This is a genomic window from Salipaludibacillus sp. CUR1 (assembly GCF_021028955.1).
Classification (GTDB): Bacteria; Bacillota; Bacilli; order Bacillales; family Salisediminibacteriaceae; genus Salipaludibacillus.
On sequence record NZ_JAIWPE010000025.1, the window covers coordinates 61,572 to 84,991 of the forward strand.

Annotated in this window: 22 protein-coding genes; 6 read left to right on the plus strand and 16 right to left on the minus strand. The window is 41.3% G+C overall.

Going from position 1 to position 23,420, the window contains the following annotated elements; all coding sequences use genetic code 11:
- Window positions 1-90: 90 nt before the first annotated feature.
- Window positions 91-831 carry a site-specific integrase gene (locus tag K8O68_RS05905; protein ID WP_230895998.1) on the minus strand — a complete coding sequence of 247 codons (741 nt, stop codon included), beginning with the start codon at window positions 829-831 and terminating at the stop codon, window positions 91-93.
- Between the two features lie 299 nt (window positions 832-1,130).
- Window positions 1,131-1,649: a P-loop NTPase family protein gene (locus tag K8O68_RS05910; protein ID WP_370640491.1), complete on the minus strand. Its 519-nt coding sequence runs from the start codon at window positions 1,647-1,649 to the stop codon at window positions 1,131-1,133.
- 85 nt (window positions 1,650-1,734) lie between these two features.
- Between K8O68_RS05910 and K8O68_RS05915 the strand changes: the two genes are divergently transcribed.
- Window positions 1,735-2,130 carry a thiol-disulfide oxidoreductase DCC family protein gene (locus tag K8O68_RS05915; protein WP_230895999.1) on the plus strand — a complete coding sequence of 132 codons (396 nt, stop codon included), beginning with the start codon at window positions 1,735-1,737 and terminating at the stop codon, window positions 2,128-2,130.
- Between the two features lie 366 nt (window positions 2,131-2,496).
- Here K8O68_RS05915 and K8O68_RS05920 read toward each other — a convergent pair whose 3' ends face one another.
- From K8O68_RS05920 to K8O68_RS05945, 6 genes are all read right to left on the minus strand, one after another.
- Window positions 2,497-3,315 carry a cobalamin-binding protein gene (locus K8O68_RS05920; RefSeq protein WP_230896077.1) on the minus strand — a complete coding sequence of 273 codons (819 nt, stop codon included), beginning with the start codon at window positions 3,313-3,315 and terminating at the stop codon, window positions 2,497-2,499.
- Window positions 3,316-3,532: 217 nt separating this feature from the next.
- Window positions 3,533-4,417 carry a 5'-3' exonuclease gene (locus K8O68_RS05925; protein ID WP_230896000.1) on the minus strand — a complete coding sequence of 295 codons (885 nt, stop codon included), beginning with the start codon at window positions 4,415-4,417 and terminating at the stop codon, window positions 3,533-3,535.
- Entirely contained in the window at window positions 4,414-4,941 is a 528-nt protein-coding gene (locus K8O68_RS05930; protein WP_230896001.1) for a DNA-deoxyinosine glycosylase, read from the minus strand. Before K8O68_RS05930 ends, K8O68_RS05925 begins: the two co-directional genes overlap by 4 nt.
- Entirely contained in the window at window positions 4,938-5,426 is a 489-nt protein-coding gene (locus K8O68_RS05935; protein ID WP_230896002.1) for a DUF6884 domain-containing protein, read from the minus strand. The genes K8O68_RS05930 and K8O68_RS05935 overlap by 4 nt, the downstream gene beginning before the upstream one ends.
- Before the next feature lie 203 nt (window positions 5,427-5,629).
- Window positions 5,630-6,385: a DeoR/GlpR family DNA-binding transcription regulator gene (locus tag K8O68_RS05940; RefSeq protein ID WP_230896003.1), complete on the minus strand. Its 756-nt coding sequence runs from the start codon at window positions 6,383-6,385 to the stop codon at window positions 5,630-5,632.
- Between the two features lie 583 nt (window positions 6,386-6,968).
- Complete coding sequence (locus K8O68_RS05945; protein WP_230896004.1) at window positions 6,969-7,544, minus strand: hypothetical protein; 576 nt, start codon at window positions 7,542-7,544, stop codon at window positions 6,969-6,971.
- A 135-nt stretch (window positions 7,545-7,679) separates the two neighbouring features.
- On the opposite strand from K8O68_RS05945, the gene K8O68_RS05950 reads away from it, so the two are divergent.
- From K8O68_RS05950 to K8O68_RS05970, 5 genes are all read left to right on the plus strand, one after another.
- Window positions 7,680-7,865, plus strand: a complete 186-nt coding sequence (locus K8O68_RS05950) for a hypothetical protein (RefSeq protein WP_230896005.1) — start codon at window positions 7,680-7,682, stop codon at window positions 7,863-7,865.
- 25 nt (window positions 7,866-7,890) lie between these two features.
- Window positions 7,891-8,427, plus strand: coding sequence for a GNAT family N-acetyltransferase (locus K8O68_RS05955; RefSeq protein ID WP_230896006.1), 537 nt, complete (start codon window positions 7,891-7,893; stop codon window positions 8,425-8,427).
- 155 nt (window positions 8,428-8,582) lie between these two features.
- Entirely contained in the window at window positions 8,583-8,864 is a 282-nt protein-coding gene (locus K8O68_RS05960) for a DUF3219 family protein (RefSeq protein WP_230896007.1), read from the plus strand.
- A gap of 357 nt (window positions 8,865-9,221) precedes the next feature.
- The gene (gene cuyB, locus K8O68_RS05965) at window positions 9,222-9,902 is read left to right on the plus strand and encodes a cysteate racemase (protein WP_230896008.1); all 681 of its coding nucleotides are present in this window, start codon (window positions 9,222-9,224) and stop codon (window positions 9,900-9,902) included.
- A gap of 59 nt (window positions 9,903-9,961) precedes the next feature.
- Complete coding sequence (locus K8O68_RS05970; protein WP_230896009.1) at window positions 9,962-11,284, plus strand: YheC/YheD family endospore coat-associated protein; 1,323 nt, start codon at window positions 9,962-9,964, stop codon at window positions 11,282-11,284.
- A 320-nt stretch (window positions 11,285-11,604) separates the two neighbouring features.
- On the opposite strand, the gene K8O68_RS05975 is transcribed toward K8O68_RS05970, so the two are convergent.
- From K8O68_RS05975 to argB, 8 genes are all read right to left on the minus strand, one after another.
- Complete coding sequence (locus K8O68_RS05975) at window positions 11,605-12,684, minus strand: branched-chain amino acid aminotransferase (RefSeq protein WP_230896010.1); 1,080 nt, start codon at window positions 12,682-12,684, stop codon at window positions 11,605-11,607.
- A 605-nt stretch (window positions 12,685-13,289) separates the two neighbouring features.
- Window positions 13,290-14,660 (minus strand): argininosuccinate lyase, encoded by a 1,371-nt coding sequence (gene argH / locus K8O68_RS05980; RefSeq protein ID WP_230896011.1) that lies wholly within the window; start codon window positions 14,658-14,660, stop codon window positions 13,290-13,292.
- Between the two features lie 191 nt (window positions 14,661-14,851).
- Window positions 14,852-16,075, minus strand: coding sequence for an argininosuccinate synthase (locus tag K8O68_RS05985; RefSeq protein ID WP_230896012.1), 1,224 nt, complete (start codon window positions 16,073-16,075; stop codon window positions 14,852-14,854).
- Window positions 16,076-16,147: 72 nt separating this feature from the next.
- A complete protein-coding gene (argF, locus tag K8O68_RS05990) occupies window positions 16,148-17,116 on the minus strand; it encodes an ornithine carbamoyltransferase (RefSeq protein WP_230896013.1) in 969 nt (322 codons plus the stop codon).
- A 5-nt stretch (window positions 17,117-17,121) separates the two neighbouring features.
- Entirely contained in the window at window positions 17,122-20,355 is a 3,234-nt protein-coding gene (gene carB / locus K8O68_RS05995; RefSeq protein WP_230896014.1) for a carbamoyl-phosphate synthase (glutamine-hydrolyzing) large subunit, read from the minus strand.
- Window positions 20,342-21,430 (minus strand): carbamoyl phosphate synthase small subunit, encoded by a 1,089-nt coding sequence (locus tag K8O68_RS06000; RefSeq protein ID WP_230896015.1) that lies wholly within the window; start codon window positions 21,428-21,430, stop codon window positions 20,342-20,344. The genes carB and K8O68_RS06000 overlap by 14 nt, the downstream gene beginning before the upstream one ends.
- Window positions 21,427-22,623, minus strand: coding sequence for an acetylornithine transaminase (locus tag K8O68_RS06005; protein WP_230896016.1), 1,197 nt, complete (start codon window positions 22,621-22,623; stop codon window positions 21,427-21,429). The genes K8O68_RS06000 and K8O68_RS06005 overlap by 4 nt, the downstream gene beginning before the upstream one ends.
- On the minus strand, window positions 22,616-23,416 hold the full coding sequence (gene argB, locus K8O68_RS06010) for an acetylglutamate kinase (protein WP_230896017.1): 801 nt from the start codon (window positions 23,414-23,416) through the stop codon (window positions 22,616-22,618). The genes K8O68_RS06005 and argB overlap by 8 nt, the downstream gene beginning before the upstream one ends.
- Window positions 23,417-23,420: the final 4 nt, after the last annotated feature.

Below are 23,420 nucleotides of genomic sequence, written 5' to 3' on the forward strand. Positions count from 1 at the left end.
GTTAAACAACCCCCGCCTCCTCATCATGAAATCGGGATCCACACCATAAGATAAACTTTGGTTAATTTGCCGTTTTTAAAGATCCTCAAATCACAGGCTGAAATCATCTATTGTTTCATCTATTTCTTCTTGAGATGCTCCTATATACCTCAGCGTGACACTTTGTGATGAATGGTTAAAAAGTGTCTGGAGAAAGTTAACATCATCATACTTCTGGTAAAAGTGGTAACCAAATGTCTTTCTCATCGTATGGGTGCCTACAAACTCAACCCCCGCTTCCTCTGCTGCACGCTTAATGATTTTATAAGCTCTATCCCTCTGGACAGGTTTTCTCGTCTTCCGGGAAGCAAACAAATAATCATTATCCTCCATCCCCAGCGTATATTCCGTTACCTGTTCCCTTAACTCCTTATTTAACGGAAACCTTTTAATCTTTCCTGTTGATTTTTCAACAATTTTTATAAACTTTTTCCCTTTTACATCCCGGACTTTTAATGGAAGCATATCTCCCAGCCGGAGGCCTGTATTTAACCCTAAAATAAACAGGAAATGGTCACGGGAAGACGAAGCAGAAAGGATGGATTTAATTTTTTCCAACACCTCTTTTTCTCTGACAGGCTCTACTGTTCTCGGGCCCATTGCAATTAATGCCTGAAAATCTGATGTCATCTCTAACGGTCTTTTTCCTTTTATTTTTAACTCATTTAATCGTTTAATCCGGTTTTCAGTCTGCTGGAAACCAATCTTCTCTCCCAGCGCCTGAAACTCTTTCTCTGTTAACCGGACATACTTTTCATAATTAATCTTCGCTGATCGTCCTTCGTCAGTCATTCTCATCACCTCACCAGTTGATCTTTAGCTTTATTTTAACATACAGAAAAACTCGTTTAGTATCTTTAAGACAAAATAATAATACTATTATTCTCATTTAGTATTATAGAGAACCGTTTTGCATTTTATATAAAAATAGTGTTATTGAGGCTTTAAGAAAGGTTAAATTATAAATTCAAGGTGTTATAATACTAAATGAACGCATCTGTATTTTATATTCCAATAAAAAAAGAAGTGCTGATCCCAGCAACTTCAACTGTTTATATGTACTGCTTCGTTTCAGAAAATCCATTCCCTTTTTATAACTTATTAAGAAACTGGGAAATGGCTTTTTTAGTCTTTAACCGGTACACATTCTTTGGCTTCCCCAAATTATTAAAATAACGGAGCCTTTCTTCGGAATTATTTTTTCTCTTATGATAAGTTTTAAGTATAAAACTTAAAAACTCCTTATCCATTTTTTCCGGGCAGCCAGGTCCCATATCTTCCCTGTTACGGCCTATGTTAGTGAGCCATCTTTTCATTACCCGATAAAGACATATTCTGAGCGGGAGTTCTAAATAAATAATCGTATCTGCTTCTTCTGCTCGTATCTCGTAGGTTGATGAATAATTACCTTCAATAATCCATTCTCTTTGGTTTACAATCCTTTGTTGTGCGTACGTGAAGTCTTCTTGTGTTGACTTTACCCATCCCGGTTTCCAGTATAATGTATCTAAATGGTATACAGGGATACCGGTTTTAGCACCCAGCTGCTTAGCAAACGTGGATTTACCAACACCGGCAGACACACCGATAACCATCACTTTTTCCATCATTCTCCTCCGCTATCTGTTTTTTATTTTATTGTGTTTCGGGTATAAAACATATTAACGACGATTATATAAGACAGGAGTGCAAACTATGAGTCATATTGTTTTATTCGATGGTGATTGTAATATTTGTGACACAAGTGTTCAGTTTATTATTAAAAGGGATCCTAAACAAAAATTTGCTTTTGCCTCATTACAAAGTGATACAGGGAAATCCCTGTTAAAAAAACATCAGGTGGACAGGCGGACAGACAGCATTGTGCTGATTGAGGAGAACGGTAAAACATTTGAAAAGTCTTCTGCAGCTCTTCGTATTGCCCGGAGACTTAAAGGCGGCTGGAAACTGACTGCTATATTTTTAATCGTGCCGTCTTTTATCAGGAATTTCTTTTACGATCTGATTGCAAAGAACCGTTACAAGTGGTTCGGAAAGAAATCATCGTGCCGGATGCCTACGCCGGATGAACGGGAACGCTTTCTTGATTAAGGTTTTTTATACAGCACAAAATTCTGGACAAAAGCACGAGGTTTCATAGGAATTACTCTTGTGTGGAGGGCACAGACTTCGTCACCTACTGCAAATCTTCCTTTACCGAGGTATTCCGCTTGTATCGCCTGCCTCGTTAATTCCAGTTCTGTTGCATGTGCCTGTTAAGTAAAATTATTATAATAGTTGTCCGATGTTACCACTATCCGTTTTTTACCATATCCATATTAGAGATTGTAAAGCACCATTCCTCCCGCTGTTAAAGCGACAATGGCGACAGCACTACCCCATTTGCCGAGCATGCGAAACCCTCCTTAGATTCTTTAATAATTCATACGACTCCAAGGAGGGGAAAGTTTCTATTTTTTACACATTCAACAGCGGGTCAAACCCATCTTTATAAGGTGGATATATATCAGGATGCAGAATAGCAGCCATTTGAGCTAAACCGATTAGAAGCCTCGGCGAGGGCCGGCAGAAATACGGCTCTTCAAGAATATGCAGGGAATCGTCCGTTACTGCCTTCATAGAGGCCCAGCCGGGGCGTTTTTTTATGAATTCAGGTTTTACTTTATGCTGCTGTACGCCGACCCATATGGCAGCAATGACATCAGGGGCCCTGGACAGGACATCTGCCCAGTCCGTCTGGACGCTGGCCTGATCATAATCTTCATAAATATTTACTCCTCCTGCAAGTTCAGAAAGCTCTGTCAGCCAGTTCCTTTTCCCCGGAGTAAAAACGGGTTTCCCCCACCATTCCCAGTAAATTGTTTTCCGCTCCGTTACTTTACGGCTCAATTCCGCATAGTGATCCATAAAATGATTAAACTTTCTAAAGGCTTCCTCCCCTTTTTCACGATCCCCGGTCTGCTCTCCAAGCCATAAGAGGATGTCACCGACCTCCCTCATACTCGTCGGATTAGGCACCGTGATATAGGGCAGCCCTTTTTCTTTTAAGGCTTCTATATTTTTTTCCATCCCCGGTACCGTCTCTGAAGCCAATATTATATCGGGTTTAAGTTCCGCCGCTTTTTCCACATTAATCGAAAGATCCGGCCCAAGCCTCGGCAATTCTTTAATCGAAGAAGGCCAGTCAGAGTAGTCGTCCACTCCTGCAAGACTGTCTTCTAAACCGGCATAAACCGCGAGTTCCGTATTGCTTGGGCAAAGTGAAAGTATTCTCAAATTAATCATACCGCCCTTCTACCGATGTTTTTTTCTTAATACTTTTCTTTCAGCTTGAGGGACGCATTGAAAACAGACGTTAATTTCTTCGCCCCGTTCATTTATATAAATCGTTGGGGAACGTAATTTTCCTTTGCAAAAATCGCATGTTTTCTTTTTGAAGAGCCACTTAATCATTGTGTCTTTTCCCTTCCTTTTAATCTGTTTCTTCCGGGGATTACCTGACTTTTACTCGAATCCCGTGCTCATTCATTTCCCTTAAAACTGTTTCTTCATCCAGGTCCAGCTGCAGGTTGACTGGATCAAGAGCGGCCACTTCCTCAATGTCTGTCACGATTTCTGATAACTCCCTGCTGATCCAGCACGATTCCTGTCCTTCATGTAACTTTTTCTTATATCTTTTAAAAGCAGGATCTAATTCTTCGACATTTTTAAACAATTGTTTAAGATTTCCGTATTGGCGAATGAGAGGCAGAGCGGATTTTTCCCCTACTCCCGGACAGCCGGGAATGTTATCACTCGGATCGCCAAGGAGTGCTTTTACATCTACCCATTGAGATGGAGAGATGTCGAAATCGTTCTTAAAACTGTCGGCAGAATAGATGATCTCCTGCTTTTTTTTAGCCAGAATCTGATTAGTCGTCTCGTTCAACAGCTGGAATAAATCCCGGTCATTACTGTAAATAAACGTTTGCCCTAATTCATTTTTATACCATTTGTCTGAAAAGGCGCCAATAATATCATCTGCTTCAAAGCCGGCAACGCTCATCTGATGGATATTCAGATTATCAAGAAGTTCACACGTTAAGTGATACTGCTCAATTAGAGGATCAGGCAGATCAGTCCGCTGGGCTTTATAAAAAGCGTACTTCTGATTTCTTGCTGTATCTTCTCTTTTTCCGTCCCAGGCAACAGACAAATGTGTGATATTATAATTTCTCGTCAACTGGAATAATTTTTGAAAAAATACTCTTGCGGCATTCACATACTCGCCTCTTTCGTTTTTTGAAAGCTGCTCCTCGCTTTTTCCATAAGCTGTAGCAAAATAACCCCGGCTTAATAAATTAAAGCCATCGATAAGTAATAATGTATTCTCTTTCATCTTTTTTCTCCCCCGTTATGTTGTAAATAATCAGTCATCTCCCGCCATGCTTTTACTTTTTCGGGAAAAGATTTAACGTTTCTTCCCGGAACAGGACTGGTAGAAGGCAATTTAGTATAAGGTACAGATGGAAAAGCATGGTTTTTAATATATTTACGGAATGTTTCGTAAGCCTTCGTTCCATTAAGACCCACCCATTGAATCGTTGGGTATGTGGTCAAAAGTCCCGCCAGGTCGTTCATTTTTTCATCACTGATAGCTGAATCCAGACTTCCTTCCCTCTTGCACTTGCCGATCACATCCCATAAAGCAATGTGGTTTGTTTTTAAAAAGTCACATTTCCGCTCATAACTGAATGTGGAAAGGTCTGTATTTAAAAGTTCTCCGACAAGAGGCCAGAAATGATTTCGGGGGTTGCCATAATATTGTTGGCGCTGAAGAGACTGTTCTCCAGGCATAGACCCTAAAATAAGAACCCTGGCGCCTTTCTGAACGACCGGTTCCAAAGAATGCCGTTCTTTCACCTCTCATCCTCCCCAATCTGTCCAGATTGACTATGAATAGGACGGTTATCCTCCACAGCCTTCTTCAGTTCCCTCTGCATGTACCCTATTCCATTGCACTGAAGAAGTGGAAAGTGTAGGGTGCTTTTGTTACCTGAGGCTGACTCCATTACCGGTACATACTTCCTTCCAGTCAGAACAACAAGCTGCCCATAGGTGTCCAGTGATTTCTCTTCAAACTGCTGTTTAAGAGCAGAAGGTGAGATGACCTCACTGTTTCTCATTGAAAAGCTGACATCATAAGGGCCTGGAACCCAATCATCCGGTCTGAGAAAGCCATGCTTGGCTGACAAAATGACATAGTCTTCGAAAAACCGGGCGGCATACTGTTTACACAGCTTGTGAAATACACCGGTATAGGCGTGTTTTGCCCTGGCCGCCTTTCTCCAGGGTTCACTGTCCCATATTTTTTTGTTGCCGCACGGAATAACACACAACTCTTTCATCTTGCTTCTCCTTTACAGCTCAGTCTTATATTATTCTATCGTACCATACATCAATTTGAGTAATTAGCAGATCTGCTCATCCCCTATCCATAAGAAAAACTGCCCTTTTAAAGAGCAGTTTTTTATTTAATAAACCGGGAAGATTTTCTCGCCTGCCGGACAGTCACGCAAACCAGCCCGTTTATTAACATAATACTATTATATTAAATAAGATGAACTGTTACATTTTTCATTTTAAAATAACTTTGTAATGACTCTCCGGGTGGCCGGTCGGTAATGATGTGGTCCACTTCTTCCAGATCTGCAATTTTAACAAAGTCATTCCTGTCAAATTTACTATAATCGGCGAGTACGAAAACTTCCCCCGCCTGCTCGATCATCTTCCTTTTCATTGCCCCGTCTTCTTCATGAGCGACAGTCAGACCCTTTTCCGAAATACCGACCACGCCTATGAATGCTTTGTCTGCAAAAAAACGGGACATGCTGTTGACTGCTTCATTCCCGTACATATACCGGTGGCTCTTATGGAGAATTCCGCCGATCACATGAATATTTACAGAGTGATACGATGCGAGCAGGTCTGCCTGGTGCAGCGAATTAGTAACGACGGTGCATTCCTTCCCCTCTAAAGCAGCTGAACATGTCTGCACAGTTGTGGAAGCGTCCAGTATAATTCTATCACCGGCTCTCACTTTTTCAGCAGCAAGCCGTCCGATTTTCCGGTGGTCTTCTGTTATATTTTCCATCCGTACCTCATAACTTGGAATATCCTCTTTACGGGAACTCTTCATGGCTCCTCCGCGTGTACGGATAATACGCCCATCCTCCTCCAGCCGGACAAGATCTCTTCTAGCCGTATCCTTTGAAACGTTAAACATCTCGCAAATATCTTCAATTTGAATGGACGAATGGTTGATCAGATAGTCGCTAATCGCTTCCATACGTTCTTCTTGATTCATCGTATTTCCTCCATTCTATGATAAATATAATTATAAGCTAAAAACTTACAAATTGCAATTTATATAAGTTTATTTAAGTAATTTTAAGTTTATTATGCAATTTTATAAGTTATTTCATTAAATATAGCCCTTTTACTTACGTTAAGAAACGTGTATGATCATACTAAAAGGAGGTTCCTCATGAAGGTTACAAAGGACGCAGCTATGTTTCTTAAACAATTAATGGAGAAGCAGCAGAAAAATACGGCAGTTATTGGGTACAAAGCAAACAAACGGTGAGGGGCTTCCGATTTCCGGTTAACTCTGGACGAGTTGCCTCACGAAAAAATAAAAGAGACTCATTACAATGTTAACTTTTATATCGAACCCGAAGCTGAAGTTAACAGTTCACATTTATTAATATGTATGGAGAACAAGCGTCTTATTTTAAAAGATGCGAGACAAAGAAATGCTTGACGGCTGTTATTTGCCGTCAAGCTTGTAAATATCATCTATAAGAATAAAGAAGCCGGGCTGTACCTGACTGACTTTTTTTCTCTAGCTTCCTCTCACCTCTCAGATGTCCCCCCCCCCTCTTCTTAAGTTATTTCCATTTAGCAGCCAACCTGCATATTAACAAAATACCTTTTATCAGTAAACCTGCAAAAAGCGCTGCAAAACTGGTATAAATTAAGTTCCATTTTACAAAAGTAAATACAGGCGCCAGTTCAGCGACCACTGGAGTAGCTGACGGATAACGCGCCATAACAATAGAAGCTGAAGTGTTTTCAAGAAAATCAAAAAACACAGCACCAAAAGGAAGTAAATGACTATATTTTATAATTTTTACAGACTGGTAAGACCGGAAAATAGACGTTAATGAGGTGTATAAAAAAAAGAGATAGACGAGCGGCCATACAATGTCGAATGTAAATCTTGAACGGATATAATACTCTCTCCCCTCTTCGCCATATTCTTCTGCCATCCTGTATATATCATCGGAAGTGTACACATACGATCCGTCAGGAGATTCTCCTGTCCCAGTTATACGTTCAGTAGTTGCTGCCGTTTCCGGCAGAATAAATGTTAAAAACAAACTAAAAATAATAAATGACAGGAACCATGTTTTAAAGCCAGTCTTCCTGTATAAATAATTTGAGAACAAATCCAATTTTTTCATAGAGTAAGTGTCCTTTTTAAAGAATAAGTTATTATTCATATTAACATAATTAACCAGAAATCAATGATATAATGATTAAACTGACAAAACCCTGAAGAAGCACATATTAAAAAGATGGAGGTGCGAATTAAAAAAATGACACCTGTTCCCTACCCTGTTCTTTTCGGAATGGCAGGGGCATTCAGTTTCTCTGCGATTATCATTGTCCTCGGCCAACTGTTAACGGGAGAAATCCTCTGGGCAGCGGCCATCATTGGATTTATTTTCTCGTTTGCAGTCATCTTAGCTATTTATCATTTTCTAAAGAAATATATTAACTGATATTTTTTTAAGGAGGATCTTATTAATGGACAGCGTCTCGTTAATTAAACCGACTACCCGGCTGGAAAAAGAATACCTGTCATTTTACAATGAATGGAAGCAAAGTGGCGAAGTGATGATTCCGTGGGTCATTGAACGATCCCCTTTTGAGTTTGGCAAAATGGTTCAGTCGTTATATGATAACGAAAATGAATTGAAACTGCCAAAAGGATGGGTCCCCGACTCTACATACTGGCTGGTTAATGAAGAAAGCCGGATCTTAGGCTGTGTCAACATACGCCATAAACTGACTGAGAAATTATTAAATGAAGGCGGCCACATCGGTTATGGCATACGGCCGTCGGAACGACGAAAAGGGTATGCTGCCAGGCTGCTTGAATTATCCCTGGAAAAAGCTGATTTAATCGGGATCCGTAAAGTCCTTGTAGTCTGTGATGATTACAACACGGCTTCAAGAAAGACGATTCTTAGAAATGGCGGTATACGGGACGACGATTTTACAGATCATCAGGGAAATGTGGTGCACCGTTTCTGGATTACCCTTAATACTGAAAAACAGTAACAAACCTACTCATGATTCTTAGTGTCCGGCTTTAACTCCTTAATTGAAAGCAGCAGCACTTAAAGGGACTACGAATTAACCTTACGTTATTGGCGACAATACTAAGAGCATAATAGAGCACAACGGACAGCACACTCATTTAAGGCGGTGACACTTTGGTTAAAACGCTGATTTTAAACAACAGGTCTATAGATTTAGAAGATTATGAAGAGAATACGGAGAATGGCAGAACAATGGTTTCGGTTCATTTTAAAGTGACGCATGAAAATTATCATGACATTACCTCTCTGCTCTATAACGGTCCTTTTAATGTTGAAGTGCCGGAAAGAAACCTGACTTTTAAAGGATCAATAGCAAGCTATGCCAGTTCTGTAACCAACCTGTACGAAAAAGGCAGTGTCGGGAATTTTAAATTAAGTTTGATTGAGGTGCAGTAATTACTGGTTCCCATTTCTGCTCGATAATCAGCTGAAACAGGATTCCCCAATTTTTAAACACTAAAATGTTAATAGATGAAACTTGCCGCTTAACGGCCGGTGTCATATTTATATAAACCTGCAGCAGGCTGGAAATTTCCGGCGTACTGCAGGTTTTTTGTATGTTAATCAATTCCCCAGTCACTCCCGGACAAGATTAATTTTAATCCTCTTTTGTTTCGTCTTTTTATACACACACCTCAAAGAACATCAGTACCAAAATGTGCTCTTACTTGAGGACAAGGGTTTATACCAATTCTTCCAAAGGACATAAGATAATAGTAATTTCAGGATAAATCATAGAAAGAGGAGAAGCCGATGTCGAAAATAATAGGAATTCTGGGAGGAATGGGACCGGCTGCTACAATTGACTTATTTAGAAAAATTGTCCTGAATACGAAAGCCGAAACTGATCAGGAACACTTGCCTATATTTATTTATAACAACACAAAAATCCCCGCTGTAAGAGAATCTGAAAAAGCATTAAATCAATTAGTTATTTCAGCAAAGATTCTTGAAAAAGCAGGCGTGGAATTTATTATTATGCCATGTAACACGGCTCATATATGGCAGGAAGAAATAAAAGAGGCTTTGACCATCCCTTTTTACAGTATGGTTGATCTCACAATAGAAACGCTCCTTCAGGATAATAACTACAAGCACAAAAAGGTTCTTTTACTTGCTACAGCTACAACAGTAGATTACGGGTTATACCAGAAAGCATGCCGGAATACTCCTCTCGAAATCATCACTCCACATGCAGAAGAACAGAATATCATCAATAAAACGATTAAATGTGTGAAAGCAGGAAAGTTAGAAGATAATCCTTATTTAAAAGATTTAAACAGAATTTTGGAAAAGTATTATGAAGAAGGTATTTCATCACTAATTGGCGGATGTACTGAAATTCCTCTGTTATTTGAATATCTTAAAAATGATATGACGAAAATCGACCCTACTCTTTTACTGGCAAAAATGTCTGTGAAGAAAGCGTTATAAAAGAAATTCTCTAAAATGAATATTCTTATCTATACAAATATGAATTAGGGGTGAAATAATTGGCTAAGAAATTTAAGGGCTTTATCCGTTTAAGCCGTAAAAGAAACCAAAGCTCCATTTATTTAAATAATAGAACTTTAAGAAGGCTGAAAATTAATTCTGGCTATATAAAACTCCATTTTGGAGAAAGGAGTAAAAAACTGAATATAAAAATCGACCGGAAACTAAACACAGGGGAAATTATAATCCCAAGAAGAATGTCAAAAAGAATCACCATCCCAGTCTTAAAATACGAATGCTATTTCAAAGGGAACAACATGTATTTAGGTCCTGTCATTGGCCATCTTGTTTCAGCAAGAAATTATAAAAGGCGGCGCCTCCAGAAACTCCGGTTCAGCAAATACAATGGAATAAACGGTTTGATATTTATTTTTAAAAAAAGCAGTATTAATCGCTCCAATAAGACCATTAAGGGCTATTATTACAACCCGAAAACAGCTTCATTTACTAATGGCACTTTCCCATATCCATCTGCCATGTTTATCCGTACCAGAATGAAAACCTCCACTTACAGGCATTTTAAATATCATATTGGCAAAAAGATCTTTAACTTCCCGTTTATTAACGGTAGCAAATGGAAATTTTACAGCAGAATGAGCAGAAGAAAAAATATTAGAAACCATTTACCGAAAACCGTGAGATACAGGGGTGTTGACAGCGTTGTAAAAATGGCCAAAAAATATAATTCTGTCTACTTGAAGCCTCAGGCCTTATCCAGAGGCAGAGGAATCTTACACGTAAGAAAATTAAAAAATGGTTACCGAATATCCAACCATACAGGTTACAGAAAAGTTGTTAAAACGAAAAAAAGATTAGCCGTAGTATTAAGAAACAAACTCAGAAAAAATGGAAATTATATTGTCCAGCAGGAGATCCGCTTTAAAAAATCCAGGAACAAAATGGATTTCAGGGTGTATATCCAGAAAGATGAAACTAAACAGTGGAAATATTCAGGAATGGAAACTAAAGTAGCTAAAGCAGGAAGTGTTATTTCAAATTCTAAAAACAGGGAGAGGATAATTCCGGGTGACAAAGCATTTAAAGAAGTATTTAATATGAACGATTCACAGGCGAAACAGAAAAAAGAAGAACTGACCAGACTGTGTATCAGAGTTTTAAAGGGTATGGAAAGAGACGGAGCAAAGCTTGGAGACGCAGCTGTAGACTTCGTAATGGATAAGAACCGTAAAATATGGCTGCTGGAAGTCCAGGTCAATTATGCGTCTGAAAAAAAAGCTTATCGGACAAAAGATGAACGCCTCGTCCTGCCTTATATCCTGCCTACTCCATTTAAATATGCAAAAGCTCTTTCAGGGTTTTAATTAGTTCCCGGGGGCGGCTATCCAAAAAAATCAGGATTTAACTGAATATTAATCGGCAAGTGCATGCCACTTGCCGATTTCCATTTCTTAAAGCAATGAACGTCAAGATATTCAGAAGAATTACGTTAAATATGTTGTTGACTATAATTGCAACCATCTGTAAGACATACAAAATGACAGAAGACAGTTATAAAACCTGAAGTTAAATGAAATGAATGTAAAAATAAAAAGCATGAGTTCGGTTCGGCACCGGACTCATGCCCTGCCTGCTGGATAAAACGCCTCACTATTGATGTTCGCTTTACCTTCTTGAGAGGCTTTTAAAGTTCCTTCACTGTTTCTGTCCAGTTGAAAGTATCAGGGAGTTTCCCTGTCTGAATCCCTGTTATTGTATTATAAAGGGATTTTGTTAAGTCTCCTGTTTGTCTTCCGTTAATAATCATTGTTTCATCCTGCCAGCTTAATTCGCCTATGGGTGATACAACAGCGGCAGTCCCGGCTCCGAACGCTTCTTCAAGCTGTCCGTCTTCATAAGCCTGAAGCAGTTCTTCCATTGAAATTTTACGTTCTATAACATCGATATTCCAATGCTTAAGCAATTCGATAATCGATTTTCTGGTGACCCCTTCTAAAATACTGTCATTCAGTTCAGGCGTAATAACCTGCCCATTAATTTTAAAAAACACATTCATACTGCCTACTTCTTCAATATATTTTTTATGGACGCCGTCAAGCCACATTACCTGGGCGTGTCCCCTGTCTGCAGCTTTTTCCTGAGCCTTGTAACCCCCGCAGTAATTACCGCCGGTTTTAGCGGTGCCTGTTCCGCCTTTCACAGCTCTGGTAAAATGTTCTTCCACTTGTATGCTGACCGGATGGATCCCTTCAGGATAGTAAGATCCGACAGGCGAAAGAATAATCATAAACTTATAGCTTTGTGATGGAGCGACGGCCAGATTAGCCTCCGTAGCAATAACAAATGGACGAATATATAACGATCGGCCTTCTTCATTAGGTATCCACTCTTTCTCAATCAATAAGAGCTGTTTTAAATAATCAATGACCAGTTCTTCGCTTATCGGCGGAATGCTCATCCGGCCGTTTGAACGGTTCATTCGTTTAAGGTTTTCTTCCGGCCTGAACAGCTGGATGTCGCCCTCTGAATTAAGGTAAGCTTTTAACCCTTCGAATACGGATTGCCCGTAATGAAAAATCATGGCTGCAGGATCAAGTGTGATTGGTTCATAAGGGACAATCTGCGGCTGAAACCAGCCCTTCTCCCTTGTGTATTCCATTGTAAACATATGATCTGTAAAGACTTGTCCAAAAGGAAGGTCGTCTCCTTCAGGTTTTGGTTTTTTGTTTTGGTTTTCTACAATATCCAGTTTTGCTTCGATCATTTCTCCCACTCCTTCATAAGACTCTTTTCAATTTAAATGTTGATTTCCTGCTCGCTTGCACTCTGGACCGTCGCTGAACCTCCAGGTGTGCTCCCCTCCGTTCAGAAGAGTGTTATTAACAAAGCCTTTCTAAAGAAAAACGCCCGGAATTAGGCATTCCAGCGCTTTAAAGGTTCATATTCCGGTTTCTCTGCTCCCTTCTGACTCTCCGTTCTGCGGCGCAGATCCCCTTACACTCCACAGGCTTTTGGCACTTGCAAGGCGTGTTTAACAATAGATCCTTCAGTTCATTTAATTCCTCATCCGTTAGAGATGAGAAACGGGCCTGAAGTTTCATAATTTGTATATATGAACCATTTTCCATATTCCCCACTCGCTTTAACGCGTTAATGTTAACTATTGTATCATAAACTATTTGAAAGAAAAGCTTATTATTAGAAAATTTAGTGATATTTTTTAATGTCCCTGAGGAACAGCCTGTATGGTGTAATAAAAAGATTTTTAGTGTAGGAACCTGTGTATCATGGTAATCTGCAAGCTTTTATTCAGAAATGGCCTTTTCATAAAAAAAGCCCTGTTGCAATAACAGAGCTTTTCCAGACCAGTTAAAGAGCTTTTTCAGCCAGCAGAATCTGCTCTTTTACTTGTTCCTGTGAAGTGCCGCCATAACTTTTCCTGTTAGCCACTACCTGTTCAGGCGCTAAAACCTCGTAAATATCCTCTTCAAACAGTCCGCTGAACTGTTTAAACTCATCAAGTGTTAAGTCGAGCAGATATTTACTATGATCAATGCCGTACAATACAATTTTTCCGATAATTTCGTGCGCCTCCCTGAAAGGAAGCCCTTTCGTTACCAGATAATCGGCTATATCTGTTGCGTTCGAATAATCTTCGGAAACTGCCTGTTTCATGTTTTCCTTTCTCACTATCATCGTGTCTATCATTGGAGCAAGCATTCCGAGAGAACCTTCCAGGGTTTCTACTGTATCAAACATACCTTCTTTGTCTTCCTGCATATCTTTGTTATAGGCAAGAGGCAGGCCTTTCAATACAGTTAACAACCCGATCAGGTTTCCATACACTCTCCCGGTCTTTGCACGGAGAAGTTCAGGAACATCAGGATTTTTCTTTTGCGGCATTATGCTTGAACCTGTACAGAAAGAATCGTCGAGCTCAATAAATTGAAATTCCTGGCTGCTCCAGATCACCAGTTCTTCAGAAAGCCTCGAGATATGCATCATCATGATTGAAGCTGCTGACATAAATTCCAGTATGAAATCACGGTCACTGACAGCGTCCATGCTGTTCGGATACACATAATCAAAACCGAGCTCCTCTGCCACCTGATGACGGTCAAGAGGAAAAGTCGTTCCTGCAAGAGCGCCTGCTCCGAGCGGCGAGCCGCTCACCCGTTTCAGACTGTCCTGCAAACGTTCTTTGTCTCTTTGGAGCATCCAGAAATAAGCTAATAAATGATGGGCAAAAGAAACAGGCTGGGCGCGCTGCAAGTGCGTGTAACCAGGCAGAATCGTTTCTACATGGTCTTTCGCCTGGTTTAAAACAGCTGTCTGCACCGCTTTGACATGTTCAATAATCTGCTCAGTATGATTTTTTAAATATAAATGCATATCTGTGGCAACCTGGTCATTTCGGCTGCGCCCTGTATGAAGTTTCCCGCCCAAAGGGCCGATTTCATCGATGAGGAATTTTTCAATATTCATATGTATGTCTTCATTTTCAACTGAAAAAGCAAGCTCGCCTTTTTTAATTTTCTGAAGAACACTTTTAAGACCTGCTTCTATTTTTTCAGCTTCTTCCTCTGACAAAATGCCGGTTGAAGCCAGCATATGAACGTGAGCGATACTTCCCTGAATATCCTCATCCGCAAGTTTCTGATCAAATGAGATTGACGCTGTTTCTTCCTCTACTAATTTATTTGTTTCTTTTGTAAATCTGCCGCCCCAAAGCTTCGACATAACTTCGACCTCCCTATTAATTATGGCTCTGTTGAAAAAAGTATTGATGCCGGCTCCCGGTTCACCGGCTGAATAATTTATAATCTTTAATATACACAGGAATCTTTAATTTAGCCACCCTTAAAAACGTAACACCGTCAACGCTCCGATTACAATCAGAACGCCGACGGTGACTGAGGCCTCTAAGATTTTTACTTTTCAGTATTTGCAAATTCGGGCTTTTTATTATTCACTTGTGAATATGTTTTCGTGGATAGACCCCATAATTTTATAAAGCCGACAGCAGAATAATGGTCGAAAGCATCCCCTTTTGAATAGGTGGCAAGCTCTTCATTGTAAAGACTGTTGTCTGACTGTCTCGCTATGACCATATGCGTTCCTTTCCAAAGCTTCACTTTAACTTTTCCGTTAACGTTTTTCTGTGTTTCATTAATGAAGCCTTCGAGTGCATTTTTAAGCGGCGAATACCATAGTCCATCATAGACAAGCTGGGTCATTTCCTGATCGATCTTTGTTTTGTACTGGGTAACTTCTTTAGGTAACGTTAAAAACTCCAGTTCTTTATGGGCATTTATTAAAATAAGGGCGCCCGGGTTTTCATAGACTTCTCTTGCTTTAATTCCGACCAGTCTGTTTTCAATGTGGTCGATTCGCCCTACCCCGTGTTTTCCGCCAATTTTATTTAACTGTTTAATGATATCCACCATTGATAACTTTTCGCCGTTAAGGGCAACCGGTTTGCCTTCTTTAAATTCAATCTCTGCATATTCAGGCTCGTCAGGTGCATCTGCAATTGACGCCGTCCAGTCAAATGCTTCTTCAGGCGCCTCTTTCCATGTGTCTTCAAGAACTCCTGCTTCACAGGCACGTCCCCAAATATTTGCATCAATTGAATAAGGCTTTTCAAGGTTTACAGGTACAGGAATATTTTTCTGTTTCGCATATTCGATCTCTTCTTCACGGTTCATGCCCCATTCTCTTACAGGTGCAATAACTTCTAAATCCGGATTTAAAGCCTGGATGGAGACTTCGAATCTCACCTGGTCATTTCCTTTTCCTGTACAACCGTGGGCTACTGCTACAGCGCCTTCCTTTTCCGCCACTTCAACAAGCAGTTTAGCAATTAACGGTCGGGATAATGCTGATGATAATGGATATTTCCCTTCGTACATGCAATTAGCTTTTAATGCAGGGAGAAGATACTCTTCCGCTAAAAGCTCCTTAGCGTCGATAATTACTGCTTTGTCCGCCCCAACTTCTAAAGCTTTAACTTTTAACGCATCTAAATCTTTTCCTTCACCGATCTCCAGTCCAAGGGCAATCACATCATACCCGTACTGCTCTTGCAGCCATTTAATAGAAACGGAGGTATCAAGTCCTCCTGAATAGGCTAAAACAACTTTTCCTTTACTCATTTGATAATCGCTCCTTGAATTAGTATTTTTATCTATCCTAACGTATTTTTATGCATATGTCTACAAAAAAATTTATTTTTTCATGATTTTTTTTAATAATGCTTTTTGTGCATGAAGTCTGTTTTCTGCTTCATCAAACACAGCCGAGTGCGGGCCGTCAATAATTTCAGCCGTTACTTCTTCTTCCCTGTGGGCAGGCAGACAGTGCAGAAATAAATAATCATTTTTTGCATGCTCTGCAAGTTTGCTGTTGACTTGATATGGTTTAAAAGCTGTCAGACGTTCATTTGTTTCGTCTTCCATTCCCATACTGGTCCACACATCCGTCACAATAATATCTGCATCTTTTACCGCTTCGTAAGGATCGGTGGAAAATGAAATGTCAGCCCCTTTTTCACTTGCTTTTATAGAAGCTTCCTTGAAAATCACAGGGTCAGGCTGATAGCCTTCCGGGCTGGAAACTGTCATATTCATTCCTGTCAGAGCGGCTCCCTGAAGAAGCGAGTGGGTCATATTGTTGTTGCCGTCTCCTATATAACAGAGCTTTAAGCCTTCAAATTTGCCTTTATATTCATATATAGTCATTAAATCGGCAAGTACCTGGGTTGGATGATGGGGATCTGTTAGTCCGTTAATGACCGGTACGGTCGCATGACGGGCAAATTCCTCTATCGTTTCATGTTCAAAGGTCCGGATCATTAACCCGTCTACATATCTGGAAAGCACCTTTGCCGTATCAGACACAGGTTCACCACGGCCGAGCTGTATATCTTTTGAGCTGAGAAACAGGGCATGCCCGCCAAGCTGGAGCATTCCTGTTTCAAAAGATACTCTTGTTCTCGTAGAGGATTTTTCAAAGATCATTCCCAGTGTTTTGCCTTGCAAATGGGGATGAGGGATCCCTTGTTTTAACTCCTGCTTAAGAACAATGGCTTCTTGAATCAGGTCAGTCAGTTCTTTTTCAGTTAAGTCGTTTATCGTTAATAAATGGTCTGTTGTCAGCTGTCCGTTCGTTTCATTTACGTCCTTTACAGTTTCCATTTTTATCACACCTTTTCTTTTATTTTTTCTTTACTAAGCAGATCCTGTAAGGCTTCAGGCTCGTAGCTTTCGGGCTCGCCTTTTAACCAGTCGACCAGGGTATCAAGCGTTTCCAGACTCGTATAATAAGGAATCTGGTATTTTACTGATAATTCCCGGATGAAAAAACCGATCTTTTCTTTCTCACGTCCTTGATTAGGAATATTGAGGACGAGTTGCGGAGCCGACTCTTTCCAATGGGCAAGTATATCCGTTTTATTTTTCACGATGGACGCTGCATGAATCCCTTCGCCTTCTAAAAACTGTGCGGTTCCTTCAGTTGCTGTAATCTCCGCTCCAATTCCTGCTAACTTTTTAATCAGGCTGACACTCGTTTTTTTCATCCGGTCAGAAACAGAGACGAAGCATTGAATACGGCCTTCCTGTGAAGCCGCATCAGTGTAACTGGCAACTTTTTTCAAAGCTTCATTCTTTGTTTTCCCAAGCCCGATAATTTCACCAGTAGACTTCATCTCAGGACCGAGTACGTGATCCACGCCTTTTAATTTACTTGCAGAAAACACCGGTGCTTTCACTGTAAAGTAGGAAGGTTCTCTTAGTAATCCCGCAGTTTCCTCAGCTGAAGGTAATAATTTTCCGAGCTGCGCCTCCACTGCACTCTTAATCATTGGGAAGCCAGTAACTTTGCTCATAATTGGAACTGTCCGTGAGGATCTCGGATTGACTTCAAGAACGTAAACTGTCCCATCATAAATGACGAATTGAATATTCATCATTCCGATTACTGGCGTAGTTTCTGCTATTTGAGAAGCAATATCAACGATCGATTGCTTTTCTGTCTCTGTAAGTGTCACAGGCGGAAAGACCGTCATACTGTCGCCTGAATGGACGCCTGCTTTCTCCAGATGTTCAAAAATACCTGGAATGATAATATTTTTTCCGTCAGATATGACATCCACTTCACATTCCAGACCGGGTACATACTGGTCAATTAATAAAGGCCAGCAGCGGTTGTTTGTTTCTTCCTGAATTCGCTCCACGTATTGGGCGAGCTCTATTTTGTTATAGCAGATAAACATGGACTGACCGCCGATCACGTATGACGGCCTGATAAGGACCGGATAGCCCAGTTTTTCAGCCGTCTTCGCCAAGTCTGCAGGCGCATGTGCACTGTTCCCGGCGATATGCGGAATATCCAGGCTGTTCAGCAGTTCATAAAACTGTCCCCTGTCTTCAAGGCGGTCAATATTTTCAGGTGAAGTTCCGTAAATTCTGATCCCTTCTTCCTGAAGATCGTTTGCCAGATTAATGGCTGTCTGGCCTCCGAACTGTATTAACACGCCCTCTACTTTTTCTTTGCGGATAACAGCTAACACATCTTCTAGAGCAAGCGGCTCAAAATAAAGCCTGTCGGCGACGGAATAATCAGTGCTCACAGTTTCTGGATTATTATTTATGACTACCGCTGCGTATCCGAGCTTTTTGACTGCAAGTGCTGCATGCACGGAACAATAATCAAATTCCACGCCCTGCCCGATCCGGATAGGGCCTGAACCGAGAACCAGTATTTTTTTGCGGGCTTCGGAGACGGTCACTTCATCTTCTCCGTGCCACGTGGAATAAAAATAAGGCGTGACGGCGTCAAATTCCCCTGCACAAGTATCCACAAGCTTGTATGAAGGGTGTATGTTTATGCGTTCATATTCGCTTCTAAGAGTCGCTGGATCCGTCCCTGTAAGTTCGGCTATCCGGCTGTCGCTAATATTTAACCTCTTAGCTTTCAAAAGAAGGTCCTTTGATAAACCTGACCATCCGGCGTTTTTTATATGTTGTTCACATACGATGATTTTTTCTATCTTTCTTAAAAACCAGTAATCAATTTCAGTTAAACTCATAATCTCATCGACTGTATATTTTCTAGTGAATGCTTCTGCAATCGCAAACAGTCTCAGGTCATTCGGGTTGGTAAGAAGCCCGTTAATTTCTTCGTTTGATTTCTTTTTAAACGAAGGCCACATAAGGCTGTGAACATTAAGTTCAAGAGAACGGACCGCTTTATTTAATGCCCCCTCAAATGTCCGGTCTATTGACATCACTTCACCGGTTGCTTTCATCTGCGTGCCAAGCGAACGATCCGCCTCAGAAAATTTATCAAATGGAAAGCGCGGTAGTTTAACAACGACATAGTCTAAAGCAGGTTCAAAAGAAGCAAATGTATTACCTGTAATCGGATTTAAAATTTCATCGAGCGGCTGCCCGATCGCACACTTCGCAGCCATTCTTGCAATCGGATAGCCGGTCGCTTTTGAAGCAAGCGCCGAGGATCTGCTTACTCGGGGATTAACTTCAATAATGGCGTATTCATCCGATTCAGGATTTAAAGCAAATTGGATATTGCAGCCGCCAACCACATCAAGAGCACGAATAACTTTTAATGAAGCTGAGCGGAGCATTTGATACTGGTTGTCCGATAGAGTCTGGGAAGGTGCTACAACAATAGAATCTCCGGTATGAACGCCTACAGGGTCCATGTTTTCCATATTGCAGACAATGACGCATGTATCATTGGCATCTCGCATGACCTCATACTCTATTTCTTTCCAGCCTTTTATACTTCTCTCGACAAGAACCTGGCTGATCGGACTTAACTTTAATCCCTGTCTCAAAATGGAATGGAACTCTTCATCATTATAGGCAAAGCCTCCACCCCCGCCCCCTAACGTATAAGCAGGACGAAGGATTACCGGGTAACCTATTTCTTTAATAAATGAAAAGCCTTCCTCAATCGATTCAACAATTTGCGATTCTGAGACTGGTTCTCCGATGTCCAGCATCAGCTGGCGGAATAACTCCCTGTCCTCGCCCTTTTGTATAGAGGATACAGACGTACCCAAAATGGATACGCCGTACTTTTCGAGCACGCCTTGTTCGGCTAAATTTACAGTTAAATTCAAGCCGGTCTGGCCGCCCAGGCTCCCAATCACCCCATCAGGCTTCTCCTTGGAAATAATGTTTTCAAGCGAGTTAACGGTTAACGGTTCCATATATACTTTATCTGCTATCGTATCATCCGTCATAATTGTAGCCGGGTTGTTGTTGACTAAAATAACTTCTATTCCTTCTTCTTTAAGTGCCAGGCAGGCCTGAGTGCCTGCATAGTCAAATTCAGCTGCCTGTCCAATGACTATTGGGCCTGAGCCGATGACCAGCACTTTTTGCAATTTGTCAGACTTCCACATATGCTTTCCCTCCTGCTGCCTGCACTTGGTTGATAAATTCCTTAAAGATATATTCCGTGTCACTTGGTCCCGGGTGGGCTTCAGGATGAAACTGTACAGACTGTACAGGAAGCGTCCGATGCTGCATTCCCTCAAGAGACTTATCGTTGACATTCCTGAACAGCACGTCAAACTGTTCCTGGTCGATACTTTGTTCTATAACGGCATAGCCGTGGTTTTGAGATGTCATTTTAACTTTTCCGGTGACAAGATCTTTTACAGGATGGTTGCCTCCCCGATGGCCGAACGGCATTTTAACTGTTTCGGCCCCGTAAGCGAGAGCGATCAGCTGGTGGCCGAGACAGATTCCCAGGGCCGGGTAAGCTTCTGTGATCTTTTTTACAGTCGGAAAGTATGGCGTAAGCTCTGCCGGGTCTCCGGGACCGTTACTGATGAGTACACCATCAGGATTCAATTCCTGGATTTCCCGAAATGGCGTATCAAAAGGCGCAATTGTTACCTTGCAATTTTCTTTGAGGAGCGCTTTAAGAATTGATTTTTTATACCCGAAATCGAGAAGCACCACGTGCGGCCCGCTGTTAGGGAAATAATGATATTTTTTTACTGCGACGCTTTTAACTAATTCCCCTTTTGTTTTAATCCCCCACGAATGGAGGGAACTTTGGCGTCCTGGTGACTTAACCAGTTTTCCTCTGACGGTCTGGTGTTTTCTTATGGCAGAGACTAAAGAGCGGGTATCCACATCTTTCAGTCCAGGAATACCCATCCCTTGAAGCTGCTCTGAAAAAGTTGCTGTTGACTGGTAATGGCTTGGCTCATCACACAAATCATTCAGAATAACGGCTGACACAGCAATTTTTCCACTTTCATCATCCATGTCATTTATACCGTAACTTCCAATGATCGGATAACAGAAAGTAAGGATCTGCCCGGCATACGAAGGATCTGTCATCATCTCCTGGTAACCGGTCATACTGGTGTTGAATACGACTTCACCTGCTGTTTCCTGTTTTGAACCAATCCATTCACCTTCAAATATTTCTCCTGTCTCAAGAACGAGATAACCCTTAGTCATGAAGCATCCTCCTGCTCATTCAGTACATCTTTTAATAGTGATAAGAAATGATTAATTTCATCTTCGGTTGTATTTAAAGGAGGGAGTACACGAAGGACAGCCGGTCCTGCAATAAGACTAAGTATTCCTTTTCCGTGCAGGGCTTTAACAATATGTTTTGCATCCCCGTTCAGCTCCATCCCGAGAAGGAAACCCTTACCCCTTACTTCTTTGACTAAAGAAAACTGTGTTTCCAGTTTCTTTAATTCATCAAATAAATAATGACTCTGTTTTTCTGCATATTTGAGAAAACCTGATGCTTCTACTGTCTCAATAGTTGCCAATGCAGCGGTCATGGCGAGCGGATTCCCTCCGAAGGTACTTCCGTGAGTCCCGGGTTTAAATGACTGTCCCACAGACTCTTTTGCGAGCATTGCACCGACAGGAACACCCGATCCCAGGCCTTTAGCCAGTGTCATGACATCCGGTTTAATACCGAACTGTTCATAAGCGAAGAGTGTGCCAGTCCTGCCTATTCCTGTCTGTACTTCATCTATAATAAGAAGAATATCTTTTTCTTTACAGATCCGGGATAGCTGCTTCACCCAGCTGACATCTGCCGGCCGGACGCCGCCTTCCCCCTGAACCAGTTCGAGCATGACCGCACATGTTTTTTGTTCATCAAGAGTGAGTAAGGCTTCCTGATCATTAAAAGGGAGATAGGAAAAACCCGGTGTTAAAGGGGTGAACCCTTCATGAATTTTCTGCTGGGCTGTGGCTGCCATGGTCGTTCCTGTCCTGCCGTGAAATGAATCCGTAAAGGTTACAATGTCTGTTTTATTAGTGTATCCCTGGTCTTTGGCGTATTTTTTGGCCAGTTTAACAGCTGCTTCATTTGCTTCAGCTCCACTGTTGCAAAAGAATACTTGATCATGGCAGCTGAGGGATGTCAGTTTTTCTGCCAGCTCATTTTGGGAAGGAATATGGTATAAGTTGGAACAATGCCATAAATGGTCCAGCTGATTTTTCAGTTTTTCTGAAACAGCTTCTGGTAAATGCCCAAGGTTACAAGTAGCTATGCCGGACGTATAATCGAGATACTTATTACCTTGCTCATCCCATACATAGCTGCCTTTTCCTTTTACAAGCGTGATTGGAAAACGTCCGTATGTTTCCATCACTGGGGATATTTTCTGCGCAGATAAATCAGGCATGGTGCACCTCCTCCATTACAATTTTCGTTCCTGCCTTTTCTCCTTTTAAATACGTAACGATATCCTGAGGGTTTAACCCGTTAAGGATAACCGGCGCTTCGACTCCTTCTTCGAGTGCGTTCAAAGCTGACAGGACTTTAGGGATCATTCCTCCGTGTATAACCCCTTCCTTAATCAGCTCATCTATTTGTCCTTTTGTTAAATAATCATATATTCGGCTATGGTCTCCCGGCTTCTCCATGACACCCGGGATATCACTGATAAACGCGATGCCCGCTTTTAGTTCTTTAGCTATAGCTGCGGCGGCCATATCGGCATTAACGTTGTATCTCTGCCCTTTCTCATCAATTCCAATAGGAGAGACAACAGGGATACCGCCGTTATCCATAATCAGTTCCAGCCATTTTTTATTTACCTGGACCACCTTTCCCACGTAGCCCAGCTTTCCTTGCGGATCGGCAGGCTTTACCTTCAATACGCTGCCGTCTACTCCGCTTAATCCGAACCCGGGTGCTCCAGCTTTTACAATCTCTGCTGTAAGATGTTTGTTAATCGTCCCGCTTAAAACCGATTCAGCTATTTCGAGGACTTCTTTTGTGGTTACTCTTAGCCCGTTTACAAATGACGAGCTGACTTCCCACTTATTTAACGCCTCGTTAATTCCCGGACCTCCTCCATGTACGATGACCGGGTAACAGTCTCCTGTTTTCTGCAGTTGGGCGAGCGTTTGGAAAAACGGTTGTTCAAGCTGGTTAATAATACTTCCGCCTATTTTAATTACAATTATTTTCATGGGA

Bases quoted from the DNA above. Each gene is read 5' to 3' on its own strand.
- K8O68_RS05905 (WP_230895998.1), bottom strand. From the start codon at position 831: ATGACTGACGAAGGACGATCAGCGAAGATTAATTATGAAAAGTATGTC.
- K8O68_RS05910 (WP_370640491.1), bottom strand. From the start codon at position 1,649: ATGATGGAAAAAGTGATGGTTATCGGTGTGTCTGCCGGTGTTGGTAAA.
- K8O68_RS05915 (WP_230895999.1), top strand. From the start codon at position 1,735: ATGAGTCATATTGTTTTATTCGATGGTGATTGTAATATTTGTGACACA.
- K8O68_RS05925 (WP_230896000.1), bottom strand. From the start codon at position 4,417: ATGAAAGAGAATACATTATTACTTATCGATGGCTTTAATTTATTAAGC.
- K8O68_RS05935 (WP_230896002.1), bottom strand. From the start codon at position 5,426: ATGAAAGAGTTGTGTGTTATTCCGTGCGGCAACAAAAAAATATGGGAC.
- K8O68_RS05940 (WP_230896003.1), bottom strand. From the start codon at position 6,385: ATGAATCAAGAAGAACGTATGGAAGCGATTAGCGACTATCTGATCAAC.
- K8O68_RS05945 (WP_230896004.1), bottom strand. From the start codon at position 7,544: ATGAAAAAATTGGATTTGTTCTCAAATTATTTATACAGGAAGACTGGC.
- K8O68_RS05950 (WP_230896005.1), top strand. From the start codon at position 7,680: ATGACACCTGTTCCCTACCCTGTTCTTTTCGGAATGGCAGGGGCATTC.
- K8O68_RS05955 (WP_230896006.1), top strand. From the start codon at position 7,891: ATGGACAGCGTCTCGTTAATTAAACCGACTACCCGGCTGGAAAAAGAA.
- cuyB (WP_230896008.1), top strand. From the start codon at position 9,222: ATGTCGAAAATAATAGGAATTCTGGGAGGAATGGGACCGGCTGCTACA.
- K8O68_RS05975 (WP_230896010.1), bottom strand. From the start codon at position 12,684: ATGATCGAAGCAAAACTGGATATTGTAGAAAACCAAAACAAAAAACCA.
- argH (WP_230896011.1), bottom strand. From the start codon at position 14,660: ATGTCGAAGCTTTGGGGCGGCAGATTTACAAAAGAAACAAATAAATTA.
- K8O68_RS05985 (WP_230896012.1), bottom strand. From the start codon at position 16,075: ATGAGTAAAGGAAAAGTTGTTTTAGCCTATTCAGGAGGACTTGATACC.
- argF (WP_230896013.1), bottom strand. From the start codon at position 17,116: ATGGAAACTGTAAAGGACGTAAATGAAACGAACGGACAGCTGACAACA.
- carB (WP_230896014.1), bottom strand. From the start codon at position 20,355: ATGTGGAAGTCTGACAAATTGCAAAAAGTGCTGGTCATCGGCTCAGGC.
- K8O68_RS06000 (WP_230896015.1), bottom strand. From the start codon at position 21,430: ATGACTAAGGGTTATCTCGTTCTTGAGACAGGAGAAATATTTGAAGGT.
- K8O68_RS06005 (WP_230896016.1), bottom strand. From the start codon at position 22,623: ATGCCTGATTTATCTGCGCAGAAAATATCCCCAGTGATGGAAACATAC.
- argB (WP_230896017.1), bottom strand. From the start codon at position 23,416: ATGAAAATAATTGTAATTAAAATAGGCGGAAGTATTATTAACCAGCTT.